This window comes from Clostridium sp. CM042, assembly GCF_055080995.1.
Genome location: NZ_CM143646.1, coordinates 1,596,824 through 1,615,658, shown reverse-complemented (window position 1 = coordinate 1,615,658; position 18,835 = coordinate 1,596,824). Strand labels below are relative to the sequence as shown.

The following is an 18,835-nucleotide window of genomic DNA, read 5'->3' as shown; positions in this document are numbered from 1 at the left end:
GGAGGAATTCAAAATGATAAAAGTTGGAGTTGCTGGATACGGTGTTATAGGACAAAGATTAGCAGATGGAGTAGCACTGCAAAAGGACATGGAACTTGTAGGGGTAGCAGATGTTTCACCTACACTTGCTGTAAGAGCATTAAAAGAAAAAGGTATGCCTTATGATCTTTATAATGCAATTCCTGGAAATGATAAAGTTTTTGAAGCGTCTGGAATTAAAGTTTCTGGAACTTTAGAGGAATTAGTTCAAAAGGTAGATATTATGTTAGATGCTACAAGTGCTGGAGTAGGGGCCAAAAACAAAATAATATATGAAAAGTATAATAAAAAAGCAATATTTCAAGGTGGAGAGAGTAACAGCGTAGCTGATGTATTCTTCCATGGTTATGCAAACTTCGAGGAAGGAATAGGAAAACAATTTTTAAAACTTACTTCTTGCAATACAACGGGATTGATTCGTGCAATAGATTGTATGGATAGAGAAATAGGAGTAGAAAAAATTGCAATCACGATTATAAGAAGAGTTGCAGATCCAGGAGATTACCATAGAGGACTTACTAATGCACTTCAAATTGATAAGGCACCAAGCCACCAGGCATTGGACTTAATGACAATTATGCCTCATGTAAGTGCAACTGGGATTTTAGTGCAGGCACCTGTAACCCATGGTCATATCATTACAGTTGTTGCAACTACTAAGAAAAAGACAAATAAAGCAGAACTTTTAGAAATGTTTAGAAAACATCCAAGAATTAGAGTAGTAAGTATTGATGAAGGATTTCTTGGAAATGCATCTTTGTTTAGATATGCAAGAGATTTAGGAAATCCAAGAGGTGACATGTACGAAATTGCTGTTTGGGAAGATTCAATAGTAGAGTCTGGTAATGACATCATGTTTGCTTTTAATGTACCACAAGAAGCAGTAGTAATCCCTGAAAATATAGATGCAATTCGTGCAGCAACAGGAATGCAATCAGATAGATTAGAAGCAGTTGGAAAGACAAATATGTATTTGGGGATGGGAAAATGGAGTTTGAAATAAAAGGTATGGATGAGTTTGAATATAGAGAAAAAACAGTTTTATTAAGACTTGATATTAACTCTACAATCAACATTGATACAAAAAAAATAATAAGTGAAAATAGAATTAATATGAGCATTCCAACAGTCAAATATATTTTAGATCAAAAGGCAAAATTGGTAATTATAGCCCATCAAGGAGATACATTAGATTATGAAAACTTAATTTCTATGGATGAACATGCAGAAAAGCTTTCAAGTAAATTAGGAATTAATGTTAAATATGTTGATGATGTTGCAGGGCCAGCAGCGCAAGAGGCAATCAAAAATTTAAATCCTGGAGAAGCAGTTTTACTTGGTAATTTACGTTACTTAACAGAAGAAGTTTCCACTTTTGAAAATGTTGTTAAGTTAGAACCGGAGGAGATGTTAAATACTTATTTGATTAGAAATATAGCTCCACTTGTAGATTATTATGTTAATGATGCTTTTTCAGCGGCACATAGAAATGCACCATCAATGGTAGCTTTTCAGGAATTGTTGCCTACAGCAGGTGGACTTTTAATGATTAAGGAGATCTCGGCACTTACAAAGGTAATGAAATGTCCTGACAAACCATCAGTTTTTGTGCTAGGGGGAGCCAAGATATCAGATGCCTTTGGCATGATGAAGCAGGTGCTTGAAAATGGCAGCGCAGATAAAATTTTAGCATCTGGAGTAACGGGAAATATAATGCTTATGGCAAAAGGGCACTCTATAGGGAAGGTAAATGAAAAGTTTATAAAGGACAGATCATTAGATGTGTTTGTAAAACCCGCAAAAGAGTATTTAACCAAATATCCAGATAAAATTATTTTTCCATCAGATTTAGCTTATGAAAAAGGTGGACAGAGATTAGAAATTGATATAGAAAATTTACCAATAGAAGAATCACTTTTAGATATTGGGTCAAAGACAATTAAAGTATTTGCGAAAGAGCTAAATAAAGCCGGTACGATTTTTGTAAATGGACCAGCGGGTGTTTATGAAAAAGAAATTTTTGAAAATGGAACCAAAGAAATATGGAAGGCTATTGCGAAATCAAGTGGATATTCTGTAATTGGCGGAGGCGATACGGTAAGTGCAGCGCAAAAGTTTATATCTCTAAAAGATATAAGTTATGTATGCACAGCTGGCGGTGCAATGGTACAGTTCTTATCTGGAAAAGAAATGCCTTTAATAAAGGCAATGAAAAAAGTATTTAAGAAAGAATTTCAATAAAAATTTTATGGAGGTGTGAAATGTTAAGTAAGGAAAAAGTTAAGGAACTAAAAATTCTTGCTACAAATATCAGAATAGAGACAGTGAGGTCTATGGGGACACTTGGCTTTGGTCACTTGGGAGGAGCATTATCCATAGCGGATACACTTGCAGTGCTATATGGTGGCATAATGAAAATTGATCCTAAAAATCCTAAATGGGAAGGAAGGGATTGGCTCGTGTCTTCAAAGGGGCATGCAGGTCCAGCAATTTATGCGGCCCTCGCATTAAAGGGATATTTCCCAATTGAAGAATTATTGACTTTAAATACACCAGGCACTCATTTCCCAAGTCATTGTGATAGAAATCTTACAATAGGTATAGATATGACAACAGGATCACTCGGTCAAGGAGCATCAACTTCTGTAGGAGTTGCTTTAGGGCATATATATAGTAAAAAAGATAATTTTACATATCTTATATTAGGAGATGGAGAGTCGCAAGAAGGACAAGTTTGGGAAGCGGTGTCATTTGCAGGATTTAGAAAGTTAGATAATTTGATTGCATTCGTTGATAATAATAAGCAACAGTTAGATGGATTCACTGTAAACATTCATGACACTCTTGATTTTAAAGCTAAATTTGAAAGCTTTGGATGGGATGCGGTAGATGTTGACGGTAGTGATGTAGAACAAATTTATGAAGCAATAGAAGCTGCAAAACGACGACGCGGAAAACCATCAGTAATAGTACTAGATACAATAAAAGGAAAAGGTGTTTCTTTTGTAGAAGGAAAAGAAAAAAATCATCATGTGACAATTAGCAAAGAACAGATGCAGCAAGGTCTAGCAGAGCTACAAGTTGAAATGAATAAGGTGGTGAAATCATGAGTATAGTACGTATAGCTGAAAAATATGAAACAGAAAAATTAGCAATGAGAGATGCTTATTGTGAAACATTACTTAAATTAGCTTCTGAAAATGATAAGGTTGTCGTTTTAGATGCAGATCTAATGAGCTCAATGGGAATGATGCCATTTTTAGAGAAATATCCAGAGAAAACTTTTAATGTTGGAATACAAGAAGCAAATATGATTGGTGTTGCAGCAGGACTTTCAGCTACTGGGTTAATTCCTTTTGCCCACACTTTTGGACCATTTGCATCAAGAAGATGCTATGATCAGATTTTCTTATCTGTTGGATATTCAAAATTAAATGTAAGAATAGTAGGAAGTGATCCTGGAATTACAGCTGCATTTAATGGGGGAACTCATATGTCTTTTGAGGACCTAGGAATACTTAGAAATATTCCGAATATTACTATTCTTGAACCCGTTGATACAGTTATGCTTAAAGAGTTACTAGTTCAAACTGCAGCGAAATATGGATTATTCTATATAAGATTGCTTAGAAAGAATGCAGTAAAAATATATGAAGAAGGTTCAACTTTTGAAATTGGAAAAGGAGTAATCTTAAAAGAAGGAAAGGATGTAACGATTATTTCAACTGGCATCATGGTTAAGGAAGCACTAGATGCAGCTGAAAAGCTAGAAGAACAAGGAATTTCAGCCAAAGTAATAAATATGTTTACTTTAAAACCAATAGATAAGGAATTAATAATAAAGTGTTCAAAAGAAACCGGTGCAATTGTTACTGCTGAAAATCATAGCATAATAAATGCTTTGGGTTCTGCAGTAGCAGAAGTACTTGGAGAAAATATACCAGTTCCATTAGAAAGAGTGGGTGTAAAGGATTTATTTGGAGAAGTGGGTCCTGTGAATTATTTAAGAGAAAAGTTTGAATTAACAGCAGAAGAAATTGTAATAAAAGCTAAAAAGGCTATATCTAGAAAAAATAATTGTTAAGAAGGTGTAAATATGATTAAAGTAAGGCAAAATGGAGAATTTCCATATGGATATACTGCCATTACTACTATGGAGGAAATACAACATAATACAATGATGGATTTTGGTGTACTAAGATTAGCTAAGGCTGGAATAGAAAAAAATACAGATATTAAGGAAAGAGCTTACTTGCTAGTTCAAGGAGAGGTAACTTTTCAGTGGGATGGTCATAAAGAAACTGCTAAAAGAACTAATTGTTTTGATGAAGGCCCCTGGGTTTTACATGTACCTCAAAATGTCGAAGTAATAATAACAGGAGTCTGCGAGGATTCGGAGCTAGCTGTTACAAAGACAACTAATGATAAGGTATTTTCATCAAAATTATATACGCAAGAAGAATGTAGAAGTGAAGAACGTGGAAAAGGAACTATGGAAGAAGCTTCCACAAGAACTGTAAGAACAGTGTTTGACAAATCAAATTCACCAGATTCAAACTTAGTAATTGGAGAAGTAATAGATCACCCAGGAAAGTGGTCAAGTTATCCACCACACTATCATCCACAACCAGAAATATATTATTACAAATTTAATCCCGAAAATGGATATGGGTTCTCAGAACTAGGAGAAGAGGCTGTAAAATTAAGACAAAATGATACTGTAAAGATTTTGGAAAGTGTTACACACCCTCAAATAACAGCACCTGGCTATGCGATGTATTATCTTTGGGTAATAAGGCATTTAGATGGTAATCCATACATTACTCCAACCTTTGTTCCAGAGCATCTTTGGGTAACGGATCCAGATGCTAAAATATGGCCGGATAAATAAAATAATATAAGAGGTGAGTGCATGAAAACTATAAGATTAACAATGGCACAAGCACTTGTTAAATTTTTAGATAAGCAATATGTAGAATTTGATGGAAATGAGCAAAAGTTTGTTAAAGGTATATTTACAATTTTTGGACATGGAAATGTACTAGGCTTAGGACAGGCATTAGAACAGAATCCTGGTGATTTAATTGTTCATCAGGGAAGAAATGAACAGGGAATGGCTCATGCAGCGATGGGATATGCCAAGCAGATGCATAGAAAACAGATATACGCTGTAACTTCATCAGTAGGGCCAGGTGCAGCAAACATGGTAACAGCAGCGGCGACAGCTACAGCAAATAGAATTCCAGTACTATTTTTGCCGGGGGATGTATATGCGTGTAGACAGCCGGATCCAGTGCTTCAGCAAGTAGAACAATTTCATGATTTAAGTATAAGTACAAATGATGCTTTTAAAGCTGTAAGTAGATATTGGGACAGGATAGAAAGACCAGAACAATTAATGAGTGCAGCAATAAATGCAATGAGAGTACTTACAGATCCTGCGGATACAGGAGCAGTTACATTAGCGTTGCCTCAAGATGTTGAAGGGGAAGCTTATGACTATCCAGAATCTTTCTTTAAAAAAAGAGTACACAGAATAGAGCGAAGACCAGCAACTAAAGAAATAATTCAAGACGCATTAGAATTGATAGCGCGAAAGAAGAAACCAATACTTATATGTGGAGGAGGGGTAAGGTACTCTGAAGCGGCAGATGTATTTAAGCAATTTGCAGAAAAATTCAATATACCTTTTGGAGAAACCCAAGCAGGTAAAAGTGCAATAGTATGGGATCATCAATTGAATTTAGGTGGAATAGGAACAACAGGTAATTATGCAGCAAATGTAATTGCTAAAGAAGCTGACCTAGTAATAGGAGTGGGAACTAGATATACAGATTTTACAACAGCATCGAAAGCTTTATTTCAAAATCCAGAAGTAGAATTCTTAAACATAAATGTAGCACAATTTGATGCATACAAATTGGATGCAGTAAAAGTAGTGGCGGATGCTAAAGTAGGATTAGAAGCAATCGCAGAAAAATTAGAGAAAGTAGGATACAAATCAACATATTCCTTAGAAATTAAAGAAGCGAAAGCTAAATGGAATGCCGAATTAAATAGATTGTTCAGTTTAGAGTATACAGGAGAAGGATTTATTCCAGAAGTATCAGGGCATCTTGGTCATGTGTTACAAGAGTTTGGAAAGCAAACAGGATCCTATTTAACTCAAACAAGAGTACTTGGAGTTTTTGATGAAATGTTAGCTGATGATGCAATCATAGTTGGTTCATCAGGAAGTTTACCAGGAGATTTACAAAGAGTTTGGAGACCTAAATTACCCAATACCTATCATGTGGAATATGGATATTCTTGTATGGGATATGAAGTAAATGCATCTTTAGGAGTAAAAATTGCAGCACCAAATCAAGAAGTATACACATTTTTAGGTGATGGTTCTTATATGATGCTACATTCAGAGCTACCAACCTCTATACAAGAAAAGAAAAAGATTAATGTTGTTGTATTAGACAACATGGCATTTGGATGTATTAATAATTTACAAATGGGTAATGGTATGGGAAGCTTTGGAACGGAATTTAGATTTAGAAATGAAGAAACAGGTAAATTAGATGGTGATTTAGTACCAATAGATTTTGCTATGAGTGCAGCAGCTTATGGTTGTAAAACATATACAGTTAAAACTATAGAACAATTAAGAGCAGCGATTGTTGATGCTAAGAAACAAACTGTATCTACATTATTAGATATTAAAGTATTACCAAAAACAATGACAGATGGATATGAATCATGGTGGAGATGTGGAGTCGCTGAGGTTTCAGTAAAAGAGAGTGTACAAAAAGCTTATGAAGATATGCAAGCAGGAATAAGGAAAGCTAGAAAATATTAAAAAGGTGGAATTAATAATGAAAGAATATAATATTGCAGTTATTCCAGGTGATGGAATTGGTAATGAAGTAATGGATGAAGGGCTTAAAGTTTTAAATAAAGTTTCTAGTTTATATGGAAATGTAGTGTTTAAATATGATCATTTTGACTGGGGTTGTGAATATTATTTAAAACATGGGAAAATGATGGATGATGATGGACTAGAAAAACTAAAGAAGTATGATGCCATACTGCTTGGAGCTGTTGGATATCCAGGTGTACCAGATCATATTTCACTTAGAGACCTACTTTTGAAAATTAGACAAGGATTTAATCAATATATTAATTTAAGACCAATAAAATTACTACCAAATGTGGAATGTCCCATAAAAAACAAGGGTTTCGATGACGTAGATATGATATTTGTCCGTGAGAATAAAGAAGGCGAATATGCAGGGATCGGCGGAATATTTAATGAAGGTCAAGAGGATGAAGTGGCGATTCAAACGGCTGTATTTACAAGAAAAAACACAGAAAAGGTGATGAAATATGCTTTTGAATTAGCAAAAAAAAGAAATAAGTTCAACAGGGTTACTAGTGTAACAAAGTCTAATGCATTAAATTATAGTATGGTGTTTTGGGATAAGATTTTTAAAGAAAGTTCGTCAAAATATCCTGAAATTGGTACAGAATCCCATCATGTAGATGCTATATCCATGTTTATGATTCAAAAACCAGAAATTTTTGATGTTGTAGTTGCTTCCAATCTCTTCGGGGACATTTTAACAGACTTAGGGTCCGTATTACAGGGAGGGCTTGGGTTTGCGGCAGGAGCCAATATAAATCCTGAAAAAGAGTATCCATCAATGTTTGAACCAGTTCATGGTTCAGCACCAGATATAGCAGGAAAAGGGTTAGCAAATCCTATAGCTATGGTCTGGACAGTTCAAATGATGCTGGAATTCCTTGAAGAAACAGAACTAAGTGCTAGGGTTATGGATGGTATTAAAGAAATATTGAAAAATAAGGAAAGATTGACTGCGGATTTAGGTGGAAAGGCTTCTACGTCTGAAGTAGGAGATTTTATTTGCGAAATCTTAGAAGATCTTAAATAACATATAACGGGGGTATATAAAAATGTTTAAATCAAATAAAGTAAAACTTGGAATTGCACCAATTGCATGGACAAACGATGATATGCCAGAGCTAGGTTGCGAAAACACCTTTGAACAATGTATAAGTGAAATGGCACTAGCTGGATTTACTGGTAGTGAAGTGGGGAATAAGTACCCTAGAGATACTAAAATTTTAAAGAAAGAATTAGAATTAAGAGGCATGAATATCGCCAGCGCATGGTTTAGTTCATTTTTAACTACAAAACCGTTACAAGAAACAGTAGATGCATTCAAATTACACAGAGATTTCCTTTGTGAAATGGGAGCGAAGGTAATAGTTGTATCAGAACAAGGTCATGGCATACAGGGACAGATGGATACACCGGTTTTAACAAAAAAACACATATTTAATGAAGAAGAGTGGAAGTTATTGGCCTCAGGATTAGAAGAACTCGGAAGAATAGCTGCAGAAAAAGATATGAAAATAGTATTCCATCATCATATGGGTACGGGAGTTCAGACTTTTGAAGAAATTGATAAATTAATGGAATTAACAGATTCAAGTCTTGTAAATTTATTATTTGACTCAGGTCATTTAACATTCTCTGATGTGGAGCCAGAGGCGGTGTTAAAAAAATATATAAGTAGAATAAAGCATGTTCATTTGAAAGATATCAGAAAAGAAGTATTAGGTAGAGTTAAAGCGGAAAATATGAGTTTCTTAAATGCAGTAAAAGCAGGTGTATTTACTATTCCTGGTGATGGCATGATTAATTTTGAACCATTATTCAAGATTTTAGATGAGAACAATTATGAGGGTTGGTTTATTGTAGAAGCGGAACAAGATCCCGCACTAGCAAATCCCTTTGAATATGCAAAAAATGCAAGAAACTTTATTAAAGAAAAAGCGGGAATATAAAGGAGGAATTATAAAATGACAAAAATTAAAGTTGGAATTATAGGCTCAGGAAGAATAGGGAAATTACATGCGGAAAATTTAATAAATAACATCGGCAATGTTGAAGTAAAATCTATAGCAGATGTATTTGCAGATAAAATAGAAACTTGGGCACATTCTATTGGTATTAAAAATGTTTATAGCGATTATCATGATATATTAAATGATCCAGAAATAGATGCTATACTTATTTGCTCTTCAACAAATACGCATTCGCCAATTTCAATAGAAGCAGCAAAGGCTGGTAAGCATATATTCTGTGAAAAACCAATTGATTATGATCTTGGCAGAATTCACGCTGTTTTAAATGCGGTAAAGACTGCAGGAGTTAAGTTTCAAGTTGGGTTTAACAGAAGATTTGACCATAATTTCAAAGCAGTTAGAGATATGGTTCAAGCTGGTAAAATTGGTGATCCACATATAATAAAGGTTACTTCAAGAGACCCTGAACCCCCAACACCTGAGTATGCTAAAGTATCTGGTGGAATGTTCCTAGATATGACTATTCATGATTTTGATATGGTAAGATATTTATCTGGTAGCGAGGTTGATGAAGTATATGCAGCTGCTGCGGTATTAGTAGACCCAGCAATTGGTGAAGCGGGAGACGTTGATACAGCACTTATTACTTTAAAGTTTAAAAATGGAGCAATTGGTGTAATAGATAATAGTAGGAAAGCTGTTTATGGATATGATCAAAGAGTAGAAGTTTTTGGATCAAAAGGTGGAATAACTGTTTCTAATGATACAGGAAGTTCAGCAGTTTTAAGCACATCAGAAGGTGTATTTAGTGATAAACCAAAATATTTCTTCTTAGAAAGATATAAGGATTCCTTCATATCTGAATTGAAAGATTTCTTTGAAGCAATTGAGGAAAATAAAGAAACACCAGTTACAGGAATAGATGGATTAAAGCCAGTTTTAATTGCATTTGCTGCAAAAAAATCTTTATTAGAAGGCAGAGCTGTAAAAGTAGAAGAATAGATTTGTTTAACTAGGTCTAAACTGTGAAACTTTGGTAGGGGCGCTGCTCCTACCATTTTTTATAAAGTAAAGTGCAGGTGGCTTTATTTGGAATTTAAACTTGGTTTTGGAAAGAAGACTGTGACATTTAATATAGAAAAAGAAAATTTATTAGCGGAAATACTTCCCAATAAATTAGAGATTGGTTTAATGAATGAAGAAGAAGTAGTATATGACAAAATTAGATGTGTAGATAGTGATTCAAAGGATTTTAAACATTTAGGTTTCACAAAGAGAGGAACGCCAATAGATGTTTTTACTGAAGTAGCAGAGGCAGATATGAGAATTTGTCTTGGAAATATTGAATATCACTATTTTGCTGGATATAGTGGTGGTGCAAAGGCAATTATGCCTGGAGTTTCTACTAGTGCTGCGATTGCAATGGTACTGCGAGATTCAAAAATATTCTTAGTTTCTGAAATGGAAGCAAACTTTGTAAGAAAAATATTTATGGAACCCTTTAGTGATGTGCAATCAGCAGTGGATAAAGCTATTAAGGAGCAAGGCACTGATGCAAAAGTTTTGGTAATGCCATATGGAGCATCTACGTTGCCAATTGTAAAATAAAATTAAAAGTATATTTTCAAACAAAGATTAGAAATTATAAAAATTTCTAATCTTTATTTTTGCTGGATCTAACATTTAGATCCAGTGAAGTAAATATTGAAATTTAGCACATTTTCTACAAAAAAACATATTTAACCCTAATAAAAAATTAACTAATTCTAATATAAAAGAATATTTGCAGATGTTTTTTTATAATGTTGAATTTTGTTAAAGTTACATATAAAAGCAACGATTATATTATTAAGATAGCTATGCTATTATAAACATTTATTTATTGAGAAAAAATTTAAAATAATATTTTATTCGAGGAGTGAAGATTAATGAAATGGTTTAGTAACTTAAAAACGATTCAAAAACTAGTGTCATCATTTGTCCTGGTTGCATTGTTTATAGGTATTGTTGGGATTATTGGAATGAATAATATTAATAAAATTGATAAAAATATTGATAGTATTTATAACATAGATTTGGTTGGTGTTAATAATATTAGTAATATTAAAGCAAATTTATTAGAAATGAGAGAGGAGTTATTGTTAATTCTTGATCCTAAATACAAAAATGATGTACAAAAGAACAAAGAGAATATTGAACGTCTTGTAAATATTGATAATACACTTATTCTAGAATACAAGACGACCATTACAACTGATTTAGATAGACAACAATTTGCAGAATTTGAAAAATTACTTGGGGATCATCGTATAGCCAGAAATACCTTAATTAAAGAAGTTGAGAAAGGTGACTATGCCAAGGCAAATGAACTTGCACCAGGTATTACTGAGATTAGAATTAATATGTTTACAGTTTTAGACAAAGAGATGAAATTGACTAGAGAGATGGCAAAAGCTAGCTATGATGATAGTCAAGTGTTACAAGATAAAGCAAATGTTCAAATTATAGTAGTAACTGCTTTAGGATTTATATTTGCTATTTTAATCGGTTTAATATTTTCTATTACAATTTCAAGGCGGATAAAGAAGGTTTTAATAGTAGCACAGGCGCTTGGTGAAAATGATTTATCAAAAACTGTTGATATTGATAGTAAGGATGAAATAGGAAATTTAGCAAAAGCTTTAAATAAAGCAATAGTAAACTTAAAAACGTTAATTGGAGAAATAGCAGGAAGTGCTACTGATATTAGCGCTACTAGTGAGGAATTATCTGCTACAACAGAAGAAATAGCAGCAAAAATGGAAATTGTCAATGAATCAGTAAGACAAGTATCATTAGGAGCGGAACAGTTAAGCGCCACAACAGAGGAGATAGATGCAACAACAGAAAATATTGCAGAAAATGTGGCTGATGTTACTAGTCGAGCAAATAAAGGAACTAATATTGCAAATGATATAGAAGTGAGAGCAAAACAAGTTAGAGAAACTGCTGAAAATAGCTCTAATGGTACAGATAAATTATATTTTGAAAAGCAAGAAAAAATATTAAAAGCAATTGAAGAGGGCAAAGTTGTCCGTGAAGTTAAAATAATGGCAGATGAAATAGAAAATATAGCAAGTCAAACAAATCTTCTTGCACTTAATGCAGCGATTGAAGCAGCAAGAGCAGGAGAACAAGGTAAAGGCTTTGCCGTGGTTGCTGATGAAGTAAGAAAATTAGCTGAAGAGTCATCGTCTACAGTTCAAAAGATTCAAGAGATAACTAGGAAAGTTGAACAAGCATTTCAGAATCTTTCCGGCAATGCTCAGGAGGTGTTAAGCTTTATTGATAATAAAGTTAAACCTGATTATCAATTGTTTGTAAATACAGGTAAGCAATATGGTGAAGATGCGGTAGTCTTTAATGAGATGTCCTCAAATATTAGAGATTCAATGAACATAGTAAATGAAACTGTATCAGAAATTAAGAAAGCAATTGAAAATGTATCAGCTACAGCTGAGGAATCAGTTGCTAGCTCAGAAGAGATACTTGCAAGCGTCAATGAATCTGTTATGGCTATTGACGAAATAACAAAAGCATCTCAAGACCAAGCTATTTTAGCAGAAAAGCTAAATGGTATGGTTCAAAAATTTAAGCTATAAGGTAAATATTGTAGCATCGAAGGTGATGGATAGCTGCGAAGGTGATGATTTAACCGATAAGATTATATATATCTTATCGGTTTTTTTAATTTGGAATAATAAGGAATTATGAAACTGTAATTATTATGTTATAATGTATATAATGTGGATTTACAAAATTAAAATAAAAAAAATACGATGGATAAAACTATTAATATTGCAGCTGCATATATGATGATTTAACCATTTGGAGAAATATACAGGGGGAACAAAATGTTTAGTCCAATAAAAAACACAAAAGTTTATGAACAGGTAATAGATCAAATAAAAAATATGATTGATAAAGGTACGCTTAAAAAGGGCGACAAACTTCCTTCAGAGAGGAATTTAGTGCAGCAATTAAAGGTAAGTAGAGCTTCTATTCGCGAAGCGCTTAGGGCATTAGAAGTCATTGGACTTATAGAGTGCAGACAAGGAGAAGGTAGTTATATAAAAGCAAATTTTGAAGATAAATTATTTGAACCACTATCAATTATGTTTATGTTAGAGGGCAGCAATCCAGAAGAGATATGGGAGATTAGAAAGATCGTGGAGGTGGAGGCTTCAGGCCTCGCTGCGAATAGAATAACGAGTGAACAACTAATAGAGTTAAAAGAAATTACTCAAAGATTCATGAACTGTGAGGATGAAGATATTAATGCTGCAATTGACAAAGAATTTCATTATAAGATTGCAGAATGCTCAGGTAATGTTTTAATATTTAACATTCTTAAAACAGTTTCGACTCTCGTAGATCATTTTATTGCGGATGCAAGAAAATTAATATTAGTTGAAAGAGAAAATAAGGAAATACTTTTTTCTCAACACAATGAGATATATTTAGCTATAGAAAAACATAGTTCAGCAGATGCTAGAAAGGCTATGCGGGAACATTTAGATTTTGCAAATAAGTATGTAGGGGCAAGGTAAAAGATATAATTATATGAAAAGACAAAGGTGAGGGTAATAAGATATTACTTTCATCTTTAATTTTTTTAATAAAAAAAGATTGTTAACTGCTTAATAATTGTTGAAATATTTTAAATAGTATGCTATTATATTTTAAAAGGTGGTCAGACCATCTTACCATTAACAAATTTTTAGACTTTCTATAAAAAGAATGGAGGAACATATATGGAAATTTTAGTTTGTATAAAGCAAGTTCCAGGAACTTCAAAAGTTGAAGTAGATCCAGTTACAGGTGTCTTAAAAAGAGATGGTGTAGATTCAAAAATGAATCCTTACGATTTATATGCATTAGAAACAGCGCTTAAAATTAAGGAAGAACAAGGTGGAGTAATTAAGGTTATAACTATGGGACCACCACAAGCAAAGGATGTCATTCACGAAGCATATATGATGGGAGCAGACGAAGGAGCATTAGTATCTGATAGAAAATTTGCAGGAGCAGATGTTCTTGCTACATCTTATACACTCTCACAAGGTGTAAGAAAAATGGGAGAATTTGATCTTATATTATGTGGAAAGCAGACAACAGACGGAGACACTGCTCAAGTAGGACCAGAAATGGCTGAGTATCTCAGTATTCCCCACATTGCAAACGTTTTAAAAATAATAGAAATAAAAGAAAAATCAGTTATTGTAGAAATGGATATGGCAAATACTGTTGAAGTAGCCGAGATTCAATTTCCGTGTCTTTTAACTGTAGAAAAAGATATATATCAGCCAAGGCTTCCATCTTATAGAAAAAAATTAGCTACAAAAGATAGAGAAATAAAAATGATAACATTAAATGATTTTGAAGATAAAGATGAAAAGAAATATGGACTTAACGGTTCACCAACTCAGGTAGAAAGAATATTTCCACCAGATGTAAACAATGATCGTGAAACATGGACAGGCAATGGTGCGGAGCTTAGTTTAAAAATAGCTGCAAAACTTAAAGAATTAAAATTTGTATAAAGAAGGGTGGAATTCTAATGAGTAAGTTAATTTGTAACCAAGAGAAAGTAAACGATTCAAATATTCAAGAATTAATAAAGGTTTGCCCTTTTGGTGCTATTGAATACATAGGTGGCAAAATTGAAGTTAATGCAGGATGTAAAATGTGTAAGATTTGCGTTAAAAAAGGTCCAACAGGTGTAATGGAATTTATTGAAACAGAAGATATAAAAATTGATAAAAGCTTATGGAAGGGTATAGGAGTATATGTTGACCATGTAGAAGGAGTTATACATCCTGTAACAATGGAGCTTATCGGAAAAGCTAAAGAGCTTGCCGCAGTTGTTAATTTCCCAGTATATTGTGTATTTATTGGTCATAACATAAAGGAAAAGGCTGAGGAGTTGCTTCATTATGGAGTAGATGAGGTATATGTATACGATTATAAAGAACTTGAGGAGTTTAGGATAGAACCTTATACTGCTGCATTTGAAGACTTTGTAAATAAGGTAAAGCCATCATCATTATTGGTTGGTGCTACAACAATTGGTAGATCTCTTGCTCCAAGAGTAGCAGCAAGGTTTAGAACGGGACTCACAGCTGACTGTACAATACTTAAAATGAAAGAAAATACAGACCTTGTACAGATAAGACCTGCTTTTGGTGGTAACATTATGGCTCAAATTGTATGTCCTAATAATAGACCACAGATGTCAACAGTAAGATATAAGGTTATGAATGCACCTGAAAAACAGTGTGATGCAAAAGGCAAAATTACAATCTGTGAAATGGATAGAGCAAAACTCGCTTCGAACATTGAAGTATTAAAGGTTACCAAAAAAGAAGCAGAAGAAAATATTTCAGATGCAGAGGTAATCATTGCAGTTGGTAGGGCATTAAAGTCAGAAAAGGACATGGTTATGATTCAAGAATTAGCAGACCTTCTTGGTGCTCAAATAGCCGGGACAAGACCAACAATTGAAGCAGGTTGGATTGATGCTAAGAAACAAATTGGTCTTTCTGGTAGAACAGTTAAGCCGAAGCTAATAGTAGCTCTTGGAATTTCTGGTGCAGTTCAGTTTACAGCTGGAATGAATAGTTCAGAGCGTATATTTGCAATAAATAAAGATGAAAATGCATCTATATTCAATGTAGCTCATTATGGAATAGTGGGAGACATTTATGAAATAGTTCCTCAATTGATTGAAAATATTAAAAATTCAGGAGCTGAGTATTGTATACGTTAACTTTTAAATTGGAGTTATAGATAATAAGTAAGTTAGTGTTCACACTAAATTCAGATTCTAGGAGGTAATTTTATGGATTATAAAAAACTTGATGCTGCGGATATAGAGTTTTTAGTGTCAATATTAGATAAAGATAGAGTGTTTACTGGTGATGCAATAAATGATGATTTCAGCCATGATGAGATGGGTGGAATAAGCAAAATGCCCGACGTATTAGTTGAAGTTCTTGAAGCAAGTGAAGTGTCAAAGATTATGAAATATGCAAATGAAAACATGATTCCTGTAGTAGCAAGAGGTTCAGGAACAGGACTAGTTGGGGCATCAGTTCCAATTTACGGCGGAATTATGATAAATATGTCGAAAATGAATAATATACTTGAGATTGATGAAGAAAACTTAACTCTAACTCTTGAACCAGGTGTACTTTTAATGGAGATAAGCAAGTATGTCGAAGAGTTTGATTTATTTTATCCACCAGATCCAGGTGAAAAATCTGCTACAATTGCTGGTAACATAAATACAAATGCAGGTGGGATGAGAGCTGTTAAGTACGGAGTTACTAGAGATTACATAAGAGGCCTCGAAGTGGTTCTTCCAAGTGGAGAAATACTTAATGTTGGAGGAAAAGTAGTTAAGAATTCTACTGGCTACAGCATAAAAGATTTAATATGTGGGTCTGAAGGAACACTGGGAATAATTACAAAAATAATATTAAAACTAATACCACTACCTAAGAAAGCTGTATCGCTCTTAATACCTTTCCCAAATCTTGATATGGCAATAAATACAGTGCCTTTGATAGTTAAATCAAAATCTGCGCCAACTGCTATAGAATTTATGCAAAGAGAAGTTATTATTGCTGCTGAAGAATTCCTCGGAAAAAAATTCCCGGATAATTCATCAGATGCATATCTTTTATTAACTTTTGATGGTAATAACATAGAAGAAATAGAAAAGGCTTATGAAAGCGTTGCTAATATTTGCCTTGAGGAAGGTGCTCTTGATGTATTTATAACCGATACAGATGAAAGGAAAGAAGCTGTTTGGTCTGCAAGAGGAGCATTTCTTGAAGCTGTTAAAGCAACAACAACTGATATGGATGAATGTGACGTTGTTGTTCCAAGAAATAAAGTTGCTGAGTTTATTAAGTATACTAATGAACTTCAAAAAGAATTTGATGTAAGAATAAGAAGCTTTGGACATGCAGGTGATGGTAATTTACATGTGTATGTATTAAAAGATGAGCTTACAGATGAAGCATGGTCAGTGAAAATTGAAGAAGTATTCGAAGCAATGTATAACAAATCAAGGGAGCTCAAAGGGTTAGTATCTGGAGAACATGGAATTGGATTTGCTAAGAAAGCATATATGCTTGAACAATTTGGTCCTGTATATATAGATCTTATGAAAAATATAAAATTGGCATTTGATCCTAATAATATATTAAATCCAGGAAAGGTTTGTGAATAAAGTAAAATATATCGCCAATATCTTTTAAAGATGTTGGCGATATAATAATACTTTTATGTAGTCGATTTCAGTATTGTGACTAGTATTATCAATAGAGGAGGGAATAAAAGATGAATAATTATTTATTATTTTTCATAGCACTTATCCCCATTGTATGGCTCATGGTATCGCTCGGTGTTTTAAAAATGCCAGGACATAAAACCTGTTCAATTACACTTGTGATTACGATAGTACTTGCAATCCTAGTTTGGAAGATACCAATTAGTCAAGCTCTCACGGCAACACTTGAGGGTGCAACAATGGCAATATGGCCAATAATTGTTGTAATAATTGCAGCAGTCTTTACCTACAATCTTTCTATTCATACAAAAAGTATGGATGTAATAAAAGATATGATGACAGGGATCACAACTGATAAGAGAATCTTAGTTTTAATTGTTGCTTGGGGTTTTGGTGGATTTCTTGAAGCAATTGCAGGTTTTGGTACAGCAGTTGCAATACCTGCCAGTATTTTAGCGGCACTTGGCTTTAATCCAGTATTTGCAGCAATAATATGTCTTATCGCAAATACAACACCAACAGCTTTTGGGGCAATAGGACTACCTGTAACAACCTTAGCAAAGGTTGCAGCAATTGATCCGGTTACTTTAAGCTATGCAGTTGGGATTCAATTATTTGTATTAATTGCCATTTTACCATTAATCTTAGTAATGTTAACTGGTAAAAGTGTAAAAGCGATAAAGGGAGTTGTGTTTATTTGTCTTGCATCAGGCTTAGCATTTGCAATACCAGAACTTTTAGTTGCAAAATATCTGGGAGCTGAACTTCCAGCACTAATTGGTTCAATAATATGTATTATTGTAACAGTTGCAATAGCTAAAATATTCTATAAAAAAACTGCAGCTACAGATAAAGTTAAGGTATCTGCAAAACAAGGGATAATTGCCTGGGTGCCATTTATTTTAATTCTGACTTTAATATTAATCACAAGCTCGCTAGTTCCAGCAATTAATAAACCATTATCAGCTATACAAACTTCTATTCAAATATATACTGGTCCACATGCAAAAATCAGTACGTTTATATGGATTGCTAATCCAGGGACGCTTATAATCATTGCCACATTTATAGGTGGGCTTGTTCAGGGAGCTAAGTTTAAAGAAATAGTACAAGTATTTATTAATACTTGTAAACAAATGAGCAAAACAGCAATTACAATAGTTGCTATAGTATCTCTTGCGAAGGTAATGAGTTATAGCGGAATGATAACATCTATTGCTGTGGTTTTAGTTGCAGCAACAGGAAGCTTTTATCCATTATTTGCTCCAATTATAGGTGCTTTAGGTACCTTTGTAACGGGTAGTGATACCTCTGCAAACGTATTGTTCGGACCACTTCAAGTTGAAGTTGCAAAAAATTTACACATGAGTCCTTATTGGTTAGCAGCTGCTAATACTGGTGGTGCAACCGCAGGTAAAATGATTTCTCCTCAAAGTATTGCAGTTGCCACAGCAGCAACTGGACTTGTAGGGGCTGAGGGTAAGATATTAAAGGCAACTTTAAAATTTTGTCTTGCATATGTAGCAATCTTAGGATTAATTACGTACTTTGGAGCAACATATTTTACAATGTAGGGAG

General features: G+C 33.7%; 16 protein-coding genes. All 16 read left to right on the top strand.

Translation table 11 applies throughout. The features are described 5' to 3' along the window. Positions 1–13 precede the first annotated feature (13 nt). The 16 genes from ACWJJ7_RS07625 (at position 14) to ACWJJ7_RS07550 (ending at position 18,831) form a co-directional block, all read left to right on the top strand. Positions 14–1,042 (top strand): type II glyceraldehyde-3-phosphate dehydrogenase, encoded by a 1,029-nt coding sequence (locus ACWJJ7_RS07625; RefSeq protein WP_462964645.1) that lies wholly within the window; start codon positions 14–16, stop codon positions 1,040–1,042. Next, positions 1,027–2,280, top strand: coding sequence for a phosphoglycerate kinase (locus ACWJJ7_RS07620; RefSeq protein WP_462964644.1), 1,254 nt, complete (start codon positions 1,027–1,029; stop codon positions 2,278–2,280). Before ACWJJ7_RS07625 ends, ACWJJ7_RS07620 begins: the two co-directional genes overlap by 16 nt. Positions 2,281–2,300: 20 nt before the next feature. Then, positions 2,301–3,149 (top strand): transketolase, encoded by an 849-nt coding sequence (locus tag ACWJJ7_RS07615; RefSeq protein WP_462964643.1) that lies wholly within the window; start codon positions 2,301–2,303, stop codon positions 3,147–3,149. Next, the gene (locus ACWJJ7_RS07610; protein ID WP_462964642.1) at positions 3,146–4,123 is read left to right on the top strand and encodes a transketolase family protein; all 978 of its coding nucleotides are present in this window, start codon (positions 3,146–3,148) and stop codon (positions 4,121–4,123) included. Before ACWJJ7_RS07615 ends, ACWJJ7_RS07610 begins: the two co-directional genes overlap by 4 nt. Before the next feature lie 12 nt (positions 4,124–4,135). Continuing rightward, positions 4,136–4,930, top strand: coding sequence for a 5-deoxy-glucuronate isomerase (locus tag ACWJJ7_RS07605; protein WP_462964641.1), 795 nt, complete (start codon positions 4,136–4,138; stop codon positions 4,928–4,930). Positions 4,931–4,951: 21 nt separating this feature from the next. Next, positions 4,952–6,886, top strand: coding sequence for a 3D-(3,5/4)-trihydroxycyclohexane-1,2-dione acylhydrolase (decyclizing) (gene iolD, locus ACWJJ7_RS07600; RefSeq protein ID WP_462964640.1), 1,935 nt, complete (start codon positions 4,952–4,954; stop codon positions 6,884–6,886). Between the two features lie 16 nt (positions 6,887–6,902). Then, positions 6,903–7,979: a tartrate dehydrogenase gene (locus ACWJJ7_RS07595; protein WP_462964639.1), complete on the top strand. Its 1,077-nt coding sequence runs from the start codon at positions 6,903–6,905 to the stop codon at positions 7,977–7,979. A 22-nt stretch (positions 7,980–8,001) separates the two neighbouring features. After that, positions 8,002–8,898, top strand: coding sequence for a myo-inosose-2 dehydratase (gene iolE / locus ACWJJ7_RS07590; RefSeq protein ID WP_462964638.1), 897 nt, complete (start codon positions 8,002–8,004; stop codon positions 8,896–8,898). A 15-nt stretch (positions 8,899–8,913) separates the two neighbouring features. Further along, on the top strand, positions 8,914–9,921 hold the full coding sequence (iolG, locus tag ACWJJ7_RS07585; protein WP_462964637.1) for an inositol 2-dehydrogenase: 1,008 nt from the start codon (positions 8,914–8,916) through the stop codon (positions 9,919–9,921). Positions 9,922–10,008: 87 nt separating this feature from the next. Beyond that, positions 10,009–10,527: a lactate racemase domain-containing protein gene (locus tag ACWJJ7_RS07580; RefSeq protein ID WP_462964636.1), complete on the top strand. Its 519-nt coding sequence runs from the start codon at positions 10,009–10,011 to the stop codon at positions 10,525–10,527. Positions 10,528–10,847: 320 nt separating this feature from the next. Beyond that, positions 10,848–12,560: a methyl-accepting chemotaxis protein gene (locus ACWJJ7_RS07575; RefSeq protein ID WP_462964635.1), complete on the top strand. Its 1,713-nt coding sequence runs from the start codon at positions 10,848–10,850 to the stop codon at positions 12,558–12,560. A gap of 252 nt (positions 12,561–12,812) precedes the next feature. Further along, complete coding sequence (locus tag ACWJJ7_RS07570) at positions 12,813–13,508, top strand: FadR/GntR family transcriptional regulator (protein WP_462964634.1); 696 nt, start codon at positions 12,813–12,815, stop codon at positions 13,506–13,508. Between the two features lie 204 nt (positions 13,509–13,712). Further along, on the top strand, positions 13,713–14,501 hold the full coding sequence (locus ACWJJ7_RS07565; protein ID WP_462964633.1) for an electron transfer flavoprotein subunit beta/FixA family protein: 789 nt from the start codon (positions 13,713–13,715) through the stop codon (positions 14,499–14,501). Positions 14,502–14,518: 17 nt separating this feature from the next. Beyond that, positions 14,519–15,727, top strand: coding sequence for an electron transfer flavoprotein subunit alpha/FixB family protein (locus tag ACWJJ7_RS07560; RefSeq protein ID WP_462964632.1), 1,209 nt, complete (start codon positions 14,519–14,521; stop codon positions 15,725–15,727). A gap of 72 nt (positions 15,728–15,799) precedes the next feature. Next, on the top strand, positions 15,800–17,197 hold the full coding sequence (locus ACWJJ7_RS07555) for an FAD-binding oxidoreductase (protein WP_462964631.1): 1,398 nt from the start codon (positions 15,800–15,802) through the stop codon (positions 17,195–17,197). A 110-nt stretch (positions 17,198–17,307) separates the two neighbouring features. After that, positions 17,308–18,831, top strand: coding sequence for an L-lactate permease (locus tag ACWJJ7_RS07550; RefSeq protein WP_462964630.1), 1,524 nt, complete (start codon positions 17,308–17,310; stop codon positions 18,829–18,831). Positions 18,832–18,835 lie beyond the last annotated feature (4 nt).